General features: G+C 28.4%; 13 protein-coding genes and 3 pseudogenes. 3 read left to right on the forward strand and 13 right to left on the reverse strand.

The window, feature by feature from the left end; genetic code table 11:
* Positions 1–105: 105 nt before the first annotated feature.
* Positions 106–1,386, reverse strand: coding sequence for a Gfo/Idh/MocA family protein (locus tag LEQ07_RS03385; RefSeq protein WP_046822149.1), 1,281 nt, complete (start codon positions 1,384–1,386; stop codon positions 106–108).
* Positions 1,387–1,598: 212 nt separating this feature from the next.
* Between LEQ07_RS03385 and LEQ07_RS03390 the strand changes: the two genes are divergently transcribed.
* Positions 1,599–2,768 (forward strand): AraC family transcriptional regulator, encoded by a 1,170-nt coding sequence (locus LEQ07_RS03390; RefSeq protein ID WP_247013511.1) that lies wholly within the window; start codon positions 1,599–1,601, stop codon positions 2,766–2,768.
* 30 nt (positions 2,769–2,798) lie between these two features.
* On the opposite strand, the gene LEQ07_RS03395 is transcribed toward LEQ07_RS03390, so the two are convergent.
* The 8 genes and pseudogenes from LEQ07_RS03395 to LEQ07_RS20650 form a co-directional block, all read right to left on the reverse strand.
* Positions 2,799–4,196: a peptide MFS transporter gene (locus tag LEQ07_RS03395; RefSeq protein WP_263329523.1), complete on the reverse strand. Its 1,398-nt coding sequence runs from the start codon at positions 4,194–4,196 to the stop codon at positions 2,799–2,801.
* 78 nt (positions 4,197–4,274) lie between these two features.
* Complete coding sequence (locus LEQ07_RS22835) at positions 4,275–5,180, reverse strand: M24B family metallopeptidase (protein ID WP_442952395.1); 906 nt, start codon at positions 5,178–5,180, stop codon at positions 4,275–4,277.
* Positions 5,181–5,207: 27 nt separating this feature from the next.
* Positions 5,208–5,641: pseudogene (locus tag LEQ07_RS22840) on the reverse strand (aminopeptidase P family N-terminal domain-containing protein); the annotation flags it as partial.
* A gap of 23 nt (positions 5,642–5,664) precedes the next feature.
* Complete coding sequence (locus LEQ07_RS22845; RefSeq protein ID WP_332842872.1) at positions 5,665–6,063, reverse strand: aminopeptidase P family N-terminal domain-containing protein; 399 nt, start codon at positions 6,061–6,063, stop codon at positions 5,665–5,667.
* A gap of 260 nt (positions 6,064–6,323) precedes the next feature.
* A pseudogene (locus tag LEQ07_RS22380) lies at positions 6,324–8,112 on the reverse strand (aminopeptidase P family protein).
* A 291-nt stretch (positions 8,113–8,403) separates the two neighbouring features.
* The gene (locus LEQ07_RS03410) at positions 8,404–8,700 is read right to left on the reverse strand and encodes a rhodanese-like domain-containing protein (protein WP_263329524.1); all 297 of its coding nucleotides are present in this window, start codon (positions 8,698–8,700) and stop codon (positions 8,404–8,406) included.
* Between the two features lie 78 nt (positions 8,701–8,778).
* A complete protein-coding gene (locus LEQ07_RS20645) occupies positions 8,779–9,120 on the reverse strand; it encodes a hypothetical protein (protein WP_332842875.1) in 342 nt (113 codons plus the stop codon).
* A gap of 83 nt (positions 9,121–9,203) precedes the next feature.
* The gene (locus LEQ07_RS20650; protein WP_332842876.1) at positions 9,204–9,698 is read right to left on the reverse strand and encodes an MBL fold metallo-hydrolase; all 495 of its coding nucleotides are present in this window, start codon (positions 9,696–9,698) and stop codon (positions 9,204–9,206) included.
* A gap of 207 nt (positions 9,699–9,905) precedes the next feature.
* On the opposite strand from LEQ07_RS20650, the gene LEQ07_RS03420 reads away from it, so the two are divergent.
* Together LEQ07_RS03420 and LEQ07_RS03425 are read left to right on the forward strand one after the other, a co-directional pair.
* Positions 9,906–11,312: an MATE family efflux transporter gene (locus LEQ07_RS03420; RefSeq protein ID WP_263329525.1), complete on the forward strand. Its 1,407-nt coding sequence runs from the start codon at positions 9,906–9,908 to the stop codon at positions 11,310–11,312.
* Between the two features lie 153 nt (positions 11,313–11,465).
* Entirely contained in the window at positions 11,466–12,521 is a 1,056-nt protein-coding gene (locus tag LEQ07_RS03425; RefSeq protein ID WP_263329526.1) for an NAD(P)H-dependent flavin oxidoreductase, read from the forward strand.
* A gap of 104 nt (positions 12,522–12,625) precedes the next feature.
* Here LEQ07_RS03425 and rbr read toward each other — a convergent pair.
* The 4 genes and pseudogenes from rbr to LEQ07_RS03445 form a co-directional block, all read right to left on the reverse strand.
* Positions 12,626–13,161: pseudogene (rbr, locus tag LEQ07_RS03430) on the reverse strand (rubrerythrin).
* A gap of 112 nt (positions 13,162–13,273) precedes the next feature.
* Positions 13,274–13,690: a rhodanese-like domain-containing protein gene (locus LEQ07_RS03435; RefSeq protein WP_263329527.1), complete on the reverse strand. Its 417-nt coding sequence runs from the start codon at positions 13,688–13,690 to the stop codon at positions 13,274–13,276.
* Between the two features lie 81 nt (positions 13,691–13,771).
* Positions 13,772–14,383, reverse strand: coding sequence for an NUDIX hydrolase (locus tag LEQ07_RS03440; RefSeq protein WP_046821580.1), 612 nt, complete (start codon positions 14,381–14,383; stop codon positions 13,772–13,774).
* A 36-nt stretch (positions 14,384–14,419) separates the two neighbouring features.
* On the reverse strand, positions 14,420–15,175 hold the full coding sequence (locus LEQ07_RS03445; RefSeq protein WP_263329528.1) for an ABC transporter ATP-binding protein: 756 nt from the start codon (positions 15,173–15,175) through the stop codon (positions 14,420–14,422).
* Positions 15,176–15,205 lie beyond the last annotated feature (30 nt).

Genomic DNA, 15,205 nt, shown 5'->3' on the forward strand with positions numbered 1-15,205 from the left:
TTCCTGAATATTTCGATAATTCTCTTTAATTATATGATATATAAATGTGAACTCATTGTATTTGTAAATTTATACACTTTTTTTATAATTTTGTGTAATAATATATTATGCTTCAGCCTTTATCTTTTCTATTGCCTCATCCCAAAACTTTTCAATATTAACAACTTCTTTATTTAATCTAGAATACTCAGCTGCAAATGCCATGATATGACTTTCAACAGATTTTTTAGCACTAGTTCTTCCTTCTCCACCGTTTTCTGAAACTAGTTTAACAAAGTCTTCCATTATTCCATAATCACCGCCTCCATGGCCTCCTTCAACCTCTTCTGGAATAATAGTTTCTATAGTATTTTCCCCAAATTTCTCAAACTTTTTAACTTCTATAATATTTTTAACGTGATTTCCTCCTACTTCACCATGAGTAAACATCAGTTTAATAGTTCTGTTACATTCTTCAGTAAATGCAGATAAGTTAAATGTAGCTGTTATATCATCTTCAAATTCAAGTATAGTTACCATGTGATCTACAACATTATTATCACATTTATATACGCATCTTCCATATGGACCCGTTCTTAATGCTTCTTCTAAATTTTCTTTACTCGGTACTGGATGTACTACTTTTGCAAATATAGGTTTTTCCGATAAATATAATTTTTTAGCTGAGTATGGGCATCTTTCTTCTACTTTACAGTCTAAACATCTATCGGCCATTCCTTCTTTAAAATTTTTATCTCTCATATGAGTCAAATGTCCAAACGCAGATATATTATTGCATTTCTTACCTGTTAACCATAATAATATATCCATATCATGACAACTTTTAGCTAGTATAAGAGGACTCGTTTCATTGCTATTTCTCCAGTTTCCTCTAGTAAATGAATGTGCAAAATGCCAATACCCTATATTCTCATTATGTTGTATGCTAACTAGCTCTCCTAGCTCTTTGCTATCTACTATTTCTTTTAATTTTGAGAAAAAAGTAGTATATCTAAGCACATGGCAAATCATAAACACTTGATTTGGGTGCTTTTTAGCTAACTCCCCTAATTTTACTATATCTTCTAACTTGTTTGACATTGGTTTTTCAAGCAATACATGATATCCTTTTTCAAGAGCTATCTTAGTTGGTTCATAGTGTGACTCATCATTATTAGCTATTATAATCGCATCAGCCAATCTTTCTTTTTCTAGTAAATTTTCCCATGTTTTAAATACATTTTCAGATTCTATATTATGTTCTTTTACACATATATCTCTTCTTATATCATGTGGCTCTGCCACTGCAACAACTTTACCTAATTCTTCATGATGTTTAAAATATGGAGCATATGCATGCATACCTCTTGCCCCCGCACCTACTACTGCTACTGTAATTTTCTTCATTAATCATTCCCCCATTAATTTTGAAGTTTTTTATTTACTTATTAAGTATATTCTAGTACTTTATTTCTTATATGTATTTGCACTTTTGTATAAATGTTTTACATTTTTATGTATTATATTAAACCTTAAACTATAACTAAATTTGATTTTTTATGCTATTTTTTGTAAAATATTATTAGGAAAAGATTTCATGGTTTTGGGGGGATATTAAATTGTTTAAACAAACTACTTGTTTATCTTTTAAAAAATATGGGGAGGCTTTATCATCTTTATCTGATGATATTATAATTTGTGAGAAAAAAAAATCTATTACACTTTTAGAAAAATCTATTACTAAACTTTTTTATGCAGAATTTGACATCCATATAAAGTTGCAAAGCGGAGTCGTGCTAATTGTTGTTTCTAATGATTCTAATTTTAGTAGTATAGAATCGTTTATCTTAAATAGTAAAATAAAACTAAATAAAGGAGTTTTTTATAATTTTATACCAATATCAGATAATTGTAATGTAGATTTATATGGTAATAGTCTTTTTTTAAATTCAATAAACATTGTTCAGGATTATAATTATAAAGAAATAGTGCCTAAAATTTTAATAAGTAAGATTTATACTAAATTTTATCAAGAAAAGCCAACTAATTATTTATTCAAAGGTGAAAAACATAACTTTTGGGAACTTACATATGTAGATAGAGGCGTTTTATATACTGAAGTAAATGGAAAGGAGTTTAAGTTAAATCAGGGGGATTTATTTTTCTATGCTCCAAATGAATATCACTCACAATATACTGATAATAAAAAATCTTGTTCATACTTAACAGTAAGTTTTGAAATGGATTTCAATGATACATTACTTCTTTCAAATAAAGTATTTACCTCTACAAAGGACTTATACACTATAATAACTAAGCTTATGAAAGAACTTAATTCTACACATTTATATTGTGATGAGCTTTCTATTTGTTATTTAAAAGAATTAGTTTTGAAAACTTTAAGCATTGATTTTGAAACTTCTATTGTAAAACCAGCTAATAAAATCCAACAATTTTATGACGATGAACTTTTAAATTCAATATTGAAATTTATAAATGAAAGCATCTATGATTGTTTGGATATTCAAACTATATGTGATAAGTTTTCAATAAGCAGTTCTAAGTTGCATTTATTATTTAGATCTAATTTAGAAACTACAGTTAAACTTTATATAAACAATTTAAAGTTAAAGAAAAGTAAAGAACTTATAAAAGAAACTAATTATACAATTAGTGAGATTTCTGAAATTTTAGGATTTAATTCTATTCATTACTTTTCCAATAAATTTAAAAAAGTTTATGGTTTTTCTCCAAGCGAATATTTAAAATCAGTAAACAAAAACTATTAAAGACTAGGATATAATCCTAGTCTTTATTTATTAAGCAGTTATTTTTTCATCATCATCAGTACCTATCATTGCAGTTAATTTTTTATTAAATGCAAGTAATATGAATGTACCAACTACTAAAATTACAGGTATAGAAATGAATGTTTGCATAAGACCCATTTTTTCTATTATCATTTGAACATATCCTGCTGCTTTGTTTGCAAAGAAAGTCGCGCATGCCCAAACCCCCATAAGTAAAGATAAGTATTTAGCTGGAGCTATTTTACTTACTAATGAGTTTCCAAGTGGTGAGAAACACATTTCTCCTATAGTTTGGAATAAAACGAATAGCATTACCCAAACAACACTAGCTTTAAAAGTAGCAGGAGCTCCTACTCCTCTTGAAAGTTCAGCAACTATTACAAATCCAAATGCTACTGCTAAAAATATATATCCTAACGCTATTTTTTGAGCCATACTTAAGTCACCTTTTTCTCTTTTAGATAACATAGTCCATATAGATGCCATTATCGGTCCTAAAACCACACATAAAAATCCATTTAATGTTTCTATCCATATTACAGGTATTTCAAATGATCCAATTGATAAATCAACATAATCATTCATATATAATGCTAGAGAAAAACCTGCTTGGTTGTAGAATACCCAGAAGAAAATTGAGAAGAATGATAATATGAATATTACTTTTACTCTAGATTTTTCTTTCTTAGTTAAAGGTCTATCTACATTTTTAGTTTCTACAGTATTGCCAGCTTTCTTATCAAGCATTTTTTGAGGATATTTGCCGGCTTCTCCTAAAAACTTCATAGTACATATAAATAATAATCCACCAAGTAACGTAACTATTGCAGCTAACATGAAACATTGTCTAAATCCATATTCAACAACATGTCCATTTTCTATAACTGCAAAAGTTTTAGTATATAATATACCTATAGTTAATGTTCCTATACATGATCCTAAGTTAACAAATGTATATAATATAGAGAATGCTGAATCTTTTCTAGTATTATCATCATATAGTTCCCCAACTAATGCATTTAAATTCCCTTTAAAAAATCCTGTTCCTATAGATATTAATATTATCATTGCATGAACCCAAATTACACTGGTAGCAAAATATCCTAATGCATATCCCGCTGCCATTATAATCGTTCCTATTATTACACAATATCTAGCTCCTATCCATCTATCACATATCATTCCCCCAAATATAGGTGCCAAATAAGTGAAGGCTGCCAAGTTTGCTACTATAACTGTTGCATCAGCCTTATCTACCCCTAATCCCCCTCTAACTACTGTTTCAGCTAAGAATAATAATAATAATATCTTTGATCCGTAATATGCGAATCTTTCAAACGTGAAAGTTAACCCACAAACATACAACCCCTTAGGATGTTTTGTAGGTGCAGATGCTGTATTTGCCATCTTAAGTCCCCCTTAAATTTTTAATTTTATAATTAAAACAGCTTTACATTTAAAAAGCTACCTTATTATACTTTTAATCTATACTCCCCTAGTATATTTTTTTAACCATACATTTTCTTCTTCACTTAAATATGGAGATATTTTTTCATAAACTAATCTGTGGTAATTATTTAAATAATCTCTTTCCTCTTTATTTAAATAATCAATATTTATTGCATCTAAATCTATAGGTGCAAATGTTACCACTTCAAATTCCATGAATTGACCATATTCATTTTTCTCTGCTTTTTTAGTTATAAGTTCATTTTCGATTCTTATTCCATGAGAACCTTCAATATATATTCCAGGCTCATTAGTTGTTACCATACCTTCTTCTAGAGTAGCTGTTTCTAATCTGTTAGGAGCTATTTTCCATCTAAATCCATTTGGAGCTTCATGTATAGTTCCTAAGAAACCTACTCCATGGCCTGTTCCACATTTGTAATCTAATCCTAAATTCCACATTGGTCTTCTTGCTAATATATCTAGGTTATATCCCTTTGTTCCATATAAGAATTTAGCCATAGATAAATTTATCATTCCCCTAAGAACTGCAGTAAAATGCATCTTTAACTCACCATTTACTTCCCCTAAAGCTATGGTTCTTGTTATATCTGTTGTTCCGTCAAAATATTGACCACCTGAATCTATTAAAAATAAGTCTCTAGCTTCCAATTTATAATCACTTTCAGGTGTAGCACTGTAGTGCATCATAGCTGCATGTTCTCTATATCCAGCTATAGTTGCAAAACTTGGCTCTATAAATCCTTTTTGGGCACGTCTTAACTCTTCCAATTTTTCTGATGCACTTATTTCAGATATTTCTATATTTCCTACATTATTCTTTAACCAATACATAAATTTGGTAAATGCTACTCCATCTTTTAAGTGGCTCTTTCTAACGTTTTCTAATTCAATATTATTTTTTACAGCTTTAAAGTTCATTGTAGGATTAGGCGCATTTATCTTTTGAACTTCATTTGGTAAATTATTATATATTGAGTAGCTAACTTTACCCTCATCTAATAACACTTTTTCAGTTTTATCAATAGTTTTAACAAATTCATATATATCATCGTATTTTTTATTATTACATTTTCTGTCTTTAATTCATTTATTATTTCTTCATTTAATTTGCTTTCCTCTATGAATAAGTAAACTTCATCTAATGTTATTATTGCGTATGAAAGAACAACCGGAGTATACTTAACATCTCTTCCTCTTATATTAAACAGCCATGCTATATCATCAAGAGTTGTTATAATATGAGATGTTACATTTTTTTCTTTCATAACTTCTCTAAGTCTTTTTAATTTCGAACTAAATGTCTCCCCTGCATAATTAACCTTTAATAAAAAAGCTTTCTCTTTTGATAAAGAAGGTCTATCGTTCCATACTTTATCCACTAAGTCATACTCATACTTTATGCTTACATTTTTCCTTTTAACTTTTCTTCTAAACGTTTGCCCTCATCTACAGATATTAACCTACCATCAAATCCTAATATAGACCCTTTAGATAACTTCTCACATATAAATTCTTGAGTAGTAGGAACACCTTCTTCTCCCATTTTAAATAATTTAATCCCCGTATTTTTCAATTGATTTTCAGCTTGTATAAAATATCTTCCATCTGTCCAAAGTCCTGCTTCATCCATAGTTACTACTAAAGTTCCTGCTGAACCTGTAAATCCAGATATGTACGCTCTTGATTTAAAATAATCTCCTACGTATTCACTTTGGTGATTGTCTGAAGATGGTATTATATATGCATCTATTTTGTACTCCCCCATGTATTTTCTTAAACTCTCTAATCTACCACTTATCATAATACTCCCCCTTATCCTACATATAAAATTTTATGCATCATCTATCGCCCACTTATATAGTAACACCTGATGACATCGTTTTCAATATTTTTACATTATTTTTCTTATTTTTAAAATTTTAAGAATTAATTAAATATTTTCAAGATTGTAAAAATATAAATTTATAAATATTATTTTTTATTTATACCGATATTTTTTTATTAACATAAAAATAAAAGGATATGACTTTTAGCCATATCCTTTTGATATAAAACATGTATTTATATTTCTTTAGTATATTCTTTTAGCCATGCTTGTTCTTCACTAGTTAAGAAAGGAGATACTTTATCATAAACTAATTTATGATACCAGTTTAAATATTCTCTCTCTTCTCTATTCATATCATCTACAACTATTGCATCTAAATCTATTGGTGCTAATGTCACAACTTCAAACTCCATAAATTGTCCATATTCATTTTTCTCTGCTTTTTGAACAACTAATTCATTTTCTATCCTTATTCCATGAGACCCTTCAACATATATTCCAGGCTCATTAGTTGTTACCATACCTTCTTCAAGTTCAGCGCTATCAAATCTATCTGGTACTATTCTCCATCTAAATCCATTTGGAGCTTCATGTACATTTAATAAGAAACCTATACCATGACCTGTTCCACACTTGTAATCTATTCCCATATTCCACATTGGTCTTCTTGCTAGTATATCTAAGTTATATCCTCTTACTCCATGTAAAAACTTAGCCATTGATAAGTTTATCATACCTCTTGCAACTGCTGTAAAGTGTGTTTTAAGTTCATCGCTCACTTCACCTAATGCAATAGTTCTTGTTATGTCTGTTGTTCCATCAAAATATTGACCACCTGAATCTATTAAAAATAAATCTCTTGGCTCTAATTTATAGTCACTTTCAGGAGTTGCACTGTAGTGCATCATAGCCGCATGTTCTCTATATCCAGCTATTGTACCAAAGCTTGGTTCTATAAATCCATCTTGAGCACGTCTTAAATCTTCTAGTTTTTGTGAAGCACTTAACTCAGATATCTCTGTCTTTCCTACATTATTTTTTAACCAATACATGAACTTAGTAAATGCTACACCATCTTTTATATGACTGTTTCTTATGTTTTCTAACTCAACTTTATTCTTTTGAGCTTTCATAAACATAGTTGGATTAAACTCATCTATTTTTCTAACGTCATCAGGTATATTATTTAATATAGCATAGTTTATTTTTGTTGAATCTAATAATATTGTTTCATCTTTATTTAATTTTTATGAATTCATATATATCATTATATGGTTTTATAACTACATTTTCTTTGTTTAATTCACTTAATATTTCTTCATTTAGCTTAACTTCATCTACAAATAAGTAAACTTTATCTAAAGTTATTAAAGTATAAGATAATACTACAGGGTTGAATTTAACATCCCCACCTCTTATATTAAATAGCCACGCTATATCATCAAGAGTTGTTATTACATGAGTTGTTGCTCCTTTTTCTTTCATAACTTCTCTAACTCTATTTAACTTTGAACTAAATGATTCGCCTGCATACTTAACATCTAATAAAAATGCTTTTTCATTAGATAAAGATGGTCTATTTTCCCAAATTTTATCTATTAAATCATACTCATATGATATTTTAATATTTTTTTCATATAATTTTTTTTCTAAATTTTGACCTTCTCTAGCACATATAACTCTACCATCAAACCCTAATACTCCATCTTCTTTTACATTATTAAATATGTATTCTTCAGTAGTTGGAACTCCTTCTTCTCCCATTTTAAATAATTTTATACTACTTCCCTTTAATTCATTTTCAGCTTGTATAAAATATCTTCCATCTGTCCAAAGTCCTGCCTCATCCATAGTTACTACTACAGTACCTGCTGAACCTGTAAATCCAGATATAAATTCTCTACTTTTGAAGTAATCTCCCACATACTCACTTTGGTGATTGTCTGAAGATGGTATTATATATGCATCCATACCATTTTGTTTCATATAATTTCTAAGCATAGATAATCTTTCTTTTATCATATTAAAGCCCCCTAAGTTATATTTATATATGTTTATAAAGAGATTAAGACCTCTTTGTTAAAACCTAAATTTTTTTATGTAAATTCACAATATTTTTTGTTAAATATTTCTTAAACTTCCTTTGATAAAGTTATAATTTTTCAATTTTCATTTGTTATTAAAATAAATTTTACCATCTCATGACATCGTTTTCAATGTTTTTATAAAAATTTTATATATATTTAATATTTTTATCGATACTAAAAAATTCAAAACGAGTAGATTTATGCTTATCTACTCGTTTCAAATTAGCTATTTATAACTTAAAATTCCATATTTTAAATTATAAATATTATTAAATCCTTCTAATTCTAATAAGTTACATGCTGTAATACTTCTATGTCCACTTCTACAGTACACCACTATGTTCTTTTCTTTAAAATCTTCAATCTCATCTATATTGTACATCAAGTCATGTAAAGGTATATTAATAGCACTGTTTATATGGTTTTCTTCAAATTCTTCTTTCGTTCTTATATCAATTAACAATGTATTTTTATCTTCGACTAATTCTTTTAACTTATCATTATCTATATCTGTAAAATTCATAATGCCCTCCATGATGTATGTTTTAATATTTTATTATATACCCATGTAAAAATTATTAAAACTTCAATACTATAATTGTCATTCTTTAAAGAGCAAATTCAACTTTAATCTATCAGTTCCTATTATTGTGTTTTCAAACACTTCCATTGCATTTTCAATATATATATTAGGGTCTTTTATTATCGGACTAAAATGTGTTAAAACCATAGTCTCTACATTTGACTGTTTTGCGATTGTTGCACTTTCTCTAAATGTCATATGTTTATTTTTTATAGCCCTTTCTAAGTCACAATCATCTCCATACATACCTTCACATACCAATAAGTCACTATTATCTACAAAGTCCATAATTGCTTTTATTGGCCTTGTATCTGTAACAAAACTTACTTTAATTCCTTTTCTAGGCTGGCCTAAAACCATATCTTTTGTATATATCTTTCCTTCTAATTTTATTTCTCTTCCATTTTGAAGTTTACTCCAAAGAATTTTTGGTACATTATTTTTTATTGCTTTTCCATGTCAAACTTAGCTTTTCTTTTTATATAAAAACTATATGCAATGCATGGAGTTGAGTGCTCTACCTCTAAAGTGGATATAATAATGTCTTTATTAATATAATTATTACTTACTAATATATCTTCTTTAGGATTTTCTATTATATTTATATCATATGGAAGTTCTTTTACTATTAATTTAAAGGCCTCTATAACCTCTTTTATTCCTTTAGGCCCAATTATTGTTAACATTTCTGTTCTACCACAATTCCCAATTGTAGATAATATGCCTGGAAGCCCAATTATATGATCTCCATGTAAGTGAGTTATACAAATATAATCTATAGTTTTGAATCCACAATTTGCAATTTTCATAGAAACTTGAGTTCCTTCACCACAATCTATAAGTATTTTTCTTCCTCTATAATTTATAAGCAAAGATGAAAGGTACCGATTTGGTACTGGCATACTTCCACCACAACCTAGTAAAGTTATTTCAACCATATTATCACCTCTTTTAACAGTTAAAATATACTACTTTTAAGTCTTTTAAATCGAATATCTAGCAAAATAGCAATTTAATCTTTGTATTTATTATATACTGCTAAGTATATGTTAATTCAAGTATTTAATTTTAAAACCAACTTTATATAGAGAATATTCTAAATATTTGTTACTATATTATTAATAACTTATTTTTAATAAATCGAGGTGATATTTATAAAAGATTTAACAGTTGGAAATGAAAGTAAATGTATATTTAATTTTGCCCTCCCAATGCTAATAGGAAGTTTATTTCAACAATTATACAATACAACTGATAGTATTATAGTTGGACGGTTTGTTGGTAAAAATGCTATGGCAGCAGTATCTGGCGCAAATCCAATTATGTTTTTACTTACTTCTTTTTTAATGGGAATAACCCTAGGCTTTTCAATTCTTATATCCCAATATTATGGTTCTAAAAATATGATTAAAGTTAAAGCTGCAATAGATACTACATATGTATTTATTTTTATAGCTTCATTTTTTATAACTTTAATAGGAGTTCTTTTTAGTGGTAAAATACTTCAAATTATGAACACTCCAAGTGAAATTTTTGAACTATCTAAGGGCTATTTAGTTATAATCTTTGCCGGAACAATTTTTTCAACTGGGTATAATTCAGTGTGTGCTATATTAAGAGGTCTTGGTGATTCTACTAATCCATTATATTTTTTAATAATAGCTACTATCTTAAATATAATTCTAGATGTTGTATTTATAATTTATTTTAATATGGGTGTAAATGGTGTGGCACTTGCTACCATAATCGCTCAAGCTATAGCATTTATATTTAGTGTAATATATCTTAATAAACGTCATGAAATCTTAAAAATTAGAATTAGAAATTTGAAGTACGACTCTATAATATTTAAAACTGGATTAAAATTAGGTTTACCCTCCGCCATTCAACAAACACTATTCTCTATTGGAAATATAACACTCCAATCTTTAGTTAATGGTTACGGTACATCTGCCATGGCTGCCTTTGGTGCTGGATCTAAAGTTGAAACTTTCATATCACTTCCTATTATGAATTTAGGCAGTGCTGTATCTACTTTTGTTGCCCAAAATATAGGGGCTGGAAAAGTTGACAGAGTAAAAAAAGGTGTAAAATCTTCTATTACTATGGCTTTGTGTATATCTATATTTGTATTAATAGTATTTTTATTATTCAAAGAAAATTTAATAAAACTATTTAATACTGATCCTGAGGTAGTTTCTATAGGCTCTAGGTATTTACTTACTATAGGTCCATTTTTCATATTTATAGGAACATCATTTATGTTAACTAGTGCAATCCGTGGTGCTGGTGCCTCAATGTTTGCAATGATAAGTTCTATGATATCGTTATGGATAGCCAGAATTCCTGCATCATATTTATTATCATCAATATTTGGTGTCAACGGAATATGGATGGGAATTCCTATTGGTTGGTGTGTAGGATTAATTGTTACAGGAATATATTATAAAAAAGGATATTGGAAAAACAAATCCGTTATTAGCTTCAAGGAAAGCGACCTATCCTCTAACAAAAAGTTTAATCCTGAGTTTGCATCAACAAAATCTGATTAAAAAGCAAAATGCTCTCTTAAAGAGTATTTTGCTTTTTTATTTGTACTTTAAAATACTGATTGATTATTTCTAATTTTATAGTATAATTTAATTATTACTAGGTACTAATACTTAATATAACAATCTAGTAAAATTATTTTTTGGAGGAAATTAATGAAACCATTAATAATAGGAGATTTAATTGCTAAAGTGCCTGTAGTCCAAGGTGGAATGGGAGTTGGTGTCTCTAGATCATCTCTTGCAGGTGCGGTAGCTAGTTGTGGTGGTGTTGGAGTTATATCCGGTGCACAAGTAGGTTATGACGAAGATGATTTTGAAATAAATCCTCTTAAAGCTAATTTAAGAGCATTAAAAAAACATATATTAAAAGCAAAGGAAATTTCTAAAGGTGGTATAATAGGTGTAAATCTTATGGTTGCCATGAATTACTATGAAGATCATGTCAAAACTTGTATCGAATCAGGAGTAGATTTAATAATTTCTGGAGCAGGACTTCCTACAGCTCTACCGAAACTTGTTAAAGGTAGTTCTGTTAAAATAGCGCCTATAGTTTCAACGTCTAAGGCATTAGGAGTTATTTTAAAAATGTGGGATAGAAAGGAAAGTACTACTGCAGACTTAATAGTAGTTGAAGGTCCTAAAGCAGGTGGACACTTAGGTTATCATAATGATGAGTTAGATAATATAGATAATATAGATTATGATGGTGAGTTTCTTAAAATATTAGATATAGCTAAAAACTATGGAGAGAAATTTAATAAAAATATTCCTGTTGTAGCTGCTGGTGGTATATTTACAGGTAACGACGTAAAAAAATACATAGATATGGGTGCAAGCGGGGTTCAAGTGGGAACTAAATTTGTAGCTACTCATGAATGTGATGCTGCTTATGACTATAAAATGACTTACGTAAATGCTAGTCAAGACGATATAAAGATAGTTAAAAGCCCGGTTGGAATGCCTGGGCGTGCAATTGATAATAGTTTTATTAAGTCAGTTAGCTCTGAAGGTAGAAAAATTAAAAAATGTTATAATTGCTTAATCCCTTGTAATCCAAGTAGTACCCCTTATTGTATTTCTAAGGCACTTATAGATGCAGTTCGTGGAGATATTGAAAACGGTCTATTATTTTGTGGAAGTAATGCTTACAAGGTTGATCGTTTAAAAAATGTATCAGAAGTTATTGATGAGTTAACATCTAAATTATAATAAACTTAAATATGGGTGTTTCTAATAGAAACACCCATATTTTTATATCTATATTTTCTTCTTACATAATATGTATATAAACCTAAAATTTAAAATTAACAATATTAAAACTTATCAGCTTTTATTTCAAAAAATGCCTTTGGATGTTGACATACAGGGCAAACTTCTGGTGCATCTGTCCCTTTGTGTAAATGTCCACAGTTTTGACATCTCCACTCTACAACTTCATCTTTTTTGAAAATTTTATCATCTTCTAAAGCCTTAAGTAGTTCATTATATCTTTTTTCATGTTCTTTTTCTATAGCACCTACTGATCTTAATAAGAATGCTATTTGATCAAATCCTTCTTCTTCTGCTTCTTGTGCAAACTTTTCATACATACTTACCCATTCATAATGTTCTCCAGCTGCCGCATCTTTTAAGTTATCTTCTGTTGATTTAATTCCTTCGTGAAGTAATTTAAACCACATTTTTGCATGTGCCATTTCATTTTTTGCAGTTTCTTCAAAAAATCTGCTATTTTATTATAGCCCTCTTTTTTTGCTTGTGATGCATAAAAACTGTATTTATTTCTAGCTTCAGATTCTCCTGCGAAAGCTGTAGCTAAATTTCTTTCAGTTTTAGTCCCTTTTATATCCATAGCTAGCCTCCAAATATTAACTATATTTGTTGGGGTACGTTTTCATTAACCCTCTACAGGTGGTATTATATACCATTAGTCGAACTTAGTCAATATAGTAAGAATTACTACTTTATTTGCATTTTTTATTTAATAGTTTTTTTGTAATATAAAATAAAGAAGATGATTTAATTAAATCATCTTCTTTATTTTCTTTTGCATTTAGATAGGAACTCATCCCACCTTTTAAATTGTATATATTTTCAAACCCTTCTTTGTATAAAAAATTGGCTGCAGACTTACTTCTAGCCCCAGAAGCACAGTAAAGAACTACATCATTATGTTTGTATTTTATTATTGAATTAATTTTCGATCTTAAATCACTAACAGATATATTTTTTGCTTTTTCTATATGTCCACTTTTAAATTCTTGAGCAGTTCTCACATCTATTATTATACAATTTTTATTATTTGTTAATAAATCAATTAGTTCATTCCCATTTATAGTTTTGTATTTGTTATTTTTAAATAAGTTTGATAAAAATCCCATAAAGTACTCCTTTACCCTATTAAAATTATTAAACTCATTCTATAATTTTAATAATTTTTTTTCTGTGACTTTATCACATAATTAAAACTTTAAAAAATCATCTCCAAATAAAACAAAACTTTGTAATGTCATAAATGCTTTTATATCCATTTTCACATTTTTATCTAATAGTTTTTTAGCTTCTTCCCTACTAACTAACATAGGTTTAATATCTTCTTCTTCTTCTAAATATTCAGTACTTAATTCACCATCACATAAACAGTAAACTAGACTCGCGCTTTCTTCAGTCATACCTGGAGATAAGTATAATTGATTGTTCCCTAAGTTTTTGTTTATTTCTAACAGGTTAAGTCCTGTTTCTTCTTTTAACTCTCTTTTTACTGCAATATCTATATGCTCATTGTTCTCTACCAATCCAGCTGGCAGTTCATATACATAATCATTTAATGGCACTCTAAATTGTTTGACAATTACTAACTTTTTAATTTCCTTATGAAACGCGGCTATAACAACAGCATCTACATCATCTTTTTTACCTTTGAAATATTTTTGTGATAAATTTTCATATCCTTTTCTAGATGCTATCATCCAGTGATTTTCATTTCCTAATTTATTAGTATATGTTGCATCATAGATGCTTAAAAATTTAGTTTCAGCAAGTGGTTTTAATTTTTTTATTCTATTGTCTACCATAAAGCACCTCCATTAGTTTTAATGTATAAATACTATCTATTTAAAGTATACTACATTTCTAAGATTCACTTCTAATTTTACATGTTCCCCTTTTTCATATGAACCATTATTAGAACTCACTTTTAATAATGTTCCTTTAACTTTCACATTATAATACGTTATGTCTCCTGCATAAATCTTACTTTCAACCGTACCTTCAATTCCTGTTTCATACTCTAAATCACATATATTTATATCCTCTTTTGAAATCATTAGTTCTACATTATCTATGCTTTCTTTAACGTTCAAATCCAAATTTAATACACTAGATTTAAATTGACCATTATCTATATCTCCAATGATGTAATTCCTTTCTCCAAAAGAATTTGCCACTTCTTTTGAATTCGGGGTTTCATATAAATTTCTTGGAGTATCAAATTGAGCTATACGTCCATCTATCATAACTGCTATCTTATCGCTCATCATTAGTGCCTCTTCCTTATCATGAGTCACTAATACAGTAGTTATTTCTAAGTCTTTTTGTATTTTTAAGATAAACTCTCTCATTTCCCCCCTCAAATTTATATCTAAACTTGAGAATGGCTCATCTAACAATAATATCTTAGGATTAACAGCAAGGCACCTTGCAATCGCAACTCTTTGCTGTTGCCCTCCAGATAATTCATTGGGATATTTATCTTCTAACCCCTTTAATTTCACTAAGTTTATAAGTTCTAAAACTTTATTTTTTCGTAAATTCTTATTTATTTTGTTAACTTTAAGTCCAAATTCTATATTTTCAAATACATTCATATGTGGGAATAGAGAATAGTCTTGAAATAC

Origin of the sequence: Paraclostridium sp. AKS73 (genome assembly GCF_025671395.1) — a bacterium.
Lineage (GTDB): Bacteria > Bacillota > Clostridia > Peptostreptococcales > Peptostreptococcaceae > Paraclostridium > Paraclostridium benzoelyticum.

What these genes read in the sequence shown, in the direction of transcription:
- LEQ07_RS03445 (WP_263329528.1), bottom strand. Translation starts at nt 15,175, where the DNA reads ATGAATGTATTTGAAAATATAGAATTTGGACTTAAAGTTAACAAAATA.
- LEQ07_RS20645 (WP_332842875.1), bottom strand. Translation starts at nt 9,120, where the DNA reads ATGGTTTTAGGCCAGCCTAGAAAAGGAATTAAAGTAAGTTTTGTTACA.
- LEQ07_RS03410 (WP_263329524.1), bottom strand. Translation starts at nt 8,700, where the DNA reads ATGAATTTTACAGATATAGATAATGATAAGTTAAAAGAATTAGTCGAA.
- LEQ07_RS20650 (WP_332842876.1), bottom strand. Translation starts at nt 9,698, where the DNA reads ATGGTTGAAATAACTTTACTAGGTTGTGGTGGAAGTATGCCAGTACCA.
- LEQ07_RS03425 (WP_263329526.1), top strand. Translation starts at nt 11,466, where the DNA reads ATGAAACCATTAATAATAGGAGATTTAATTGCTAAAGTGCCTGTAGTC.
- LEQ07_RS03395 (WP_263329523.1), bottom strand. Translation starts at nt 4,196, where the DNA reads ATGGCAAATACAGCATCTGCACCTACAAAACATCCTAAGGGGTTGTAT.
- LEQ07_RS22835 (WP_442952395.1), bottom strand. Translation starts at nt 5,180, where the DNA reads ATGAACTTTAAAGCTGTAAAAAATAATATTGAATTAGAAAACGTTAGA.
- LEQ07_RS03440 (WP_046821580.1), bottom strand. Translation starts at nt 14,383, where the DNA reads ATGGTAGACAATAGAATAAAAAAATTAAAACCACTTGCTGAAACTAAA.
- LEQ07_RS22845 (WP_332842872.1), bottom strand. Translation starts at nt 6,063, where the DNA reads ATGATAAGTGGTAGATTAGAGAGTTTAAGAAAATACATGGGGGAGTAC.
- LEQ07_RS03435 (WP_263329527.1), bottom strand. Translation starts at nt 13,690, where the DNA reads ATGGGATTTTTATCAAACTTATTTAAAAATAACAAATACAAAACTATA.
- LEQ07_RS03385 (WP_046822149.1), bottom strand. Translation starts at nt 1,386, where the DNA reads ATGAAGAAAATTACAGTAGCAGTAGTAGGTGCGGGGGCAAGAGGTATG.